The organism is Sphingobacterium litopenaei, from assembly GCF_014692495.1.
GTDB lineage: Bacteria > Bacteroidota > Bacteroidia > Sphingobacteriales > Sphingobacteriaceae > Sphingobacterium > Sphingobacterium litopenaei.
Genome location: NZ_JACOIJ010000080.1, coordinates 1 through 877, shown reverse-complemented (window position 1 = coordinate 877; position 877 = coordinate 1). Strand labels below are relative to the sequence as shown.

At 37.3% G+C, this 877-nt stretch carries 2 protein-coding genes and 1 rRNA gene; 2 read left to right on the top strand and 1 reads right to left on the bottom strand.

The window, feature by feature from the left end; genetic code table 11:
• Together rrf and H8B04_RS16850 are read left to right on the top strand one after the other, a co-directional pair.
• Positions 1 to 93 (top strand): 5S ribosomal RNA (gene rrf / locus H8B04_RS16855); the annotation flags it as partial.
• Positions 94 to 239: 146 nt separating this feature from the next.
• Positions 240 to 731 carry a DinB family protein gene (locus H8B04_RS16850; RefSeq protein ID WP_165290185.1) on the top strand — a complete coding sequence of 164 codons (492 nt, stop codon included), beginning with the start codon at positions 240 to 242 and terminating at the stop codon, positions 729 to 731.
• Positions 732 to 778: 47 nt separating this feature from the next.
• On the opposite strand, the gene H8B04_RS17555 is transcribed toward H8B04_RS16850, so the two are convergent.
• On the bottom strand, positions 779 to 871 hold the full coding sequence (locus H8B04_RS17555) for an IS3 family transposase (protein ID WP_394354897.1): 93 nt from the start codon (positions 869 to 871) through the stop codon (positions 779 to 781).
• Positions 872 to 877 lie beyond the last annotated feature (6 nt).

The following is an 877-nucleotide window of genomic DNA, read 5'->3' as shown; positions in this document are numbered from 1 at the left end:
GTGTTCACCTCTTCCCATTCCGAACAGAGCAGTTAAGCCCGCCCGAGCCGATGGTATTGCCGTAACAGGTGGGAGAGTAGGTCGGTGCCTTCTTTTATTAAACAACAAAGCAAAGCCTTATCACATAACGTGGTAAGGCTTTTTTTGTTTTGTAAACTTTCTTTTCTAGCTAATTTAGTTTACTGTATTATCCTAGGTATAGTCTTTTTCCCTATTTTTGAAGTAAAACATTTATTATTATGGGTATTAATAAGGGATTCTTAATAGAAGTAGAAAGAGAAACAGCAAGTACACGTTTGTTAGTAGAAAGGATTAAAGACGAGCATTTATCTTATAAGCCACATCCTAAATCGATGACTTTAGGCGACTTGGCCGCCCATATTGTGGGGTTGCACAATTGGGTAAAGAAAGCTTTATCGGTAGACGTGTTTGATATGCAAACTATGTATACACCTTGGAAAGTAGAATCTGCCCAAGAACTATTGGATGTGTTGAATGCTGGATATACAGATAATGTGGCAACTATTGAAGGAATGTCTGATGAAGCATGGCAGAAAATCTGGACTTTTCAAGTAGGAAGTCATATTATTGCACAATTACCTCGACTTGGAACATATCGATTTATTATTCAGAATCACTTGATTCACCACCGTGGGCAATTGACGGTATATATGCGTTTATTGGATATTCCTTTGCCGGGCTTGTATGGTCCTTCGGCAGATGAAAAATAAATCAAAAGGGCTTGAAATTTGGACTGCCCCCCAAAAGTTGGACAAATTTAAGCAATGTTCTTGATATAATGAGCTCTGTATTCTACAGGGCTCATTCCGTTTAAATTTGATTTAATTCTTACCTTGTTATAGTAATTGATATAATT

Excerpts from the sequence above, each read along its gene's own strand:
- H8B04_RS16850 (WP_165290185.1), top strand. The coding sequence starts at position 240 with ATGGGTATTAATAAGGGATTCTTAATAGAAGTAGAAAGAGAAACAGCA.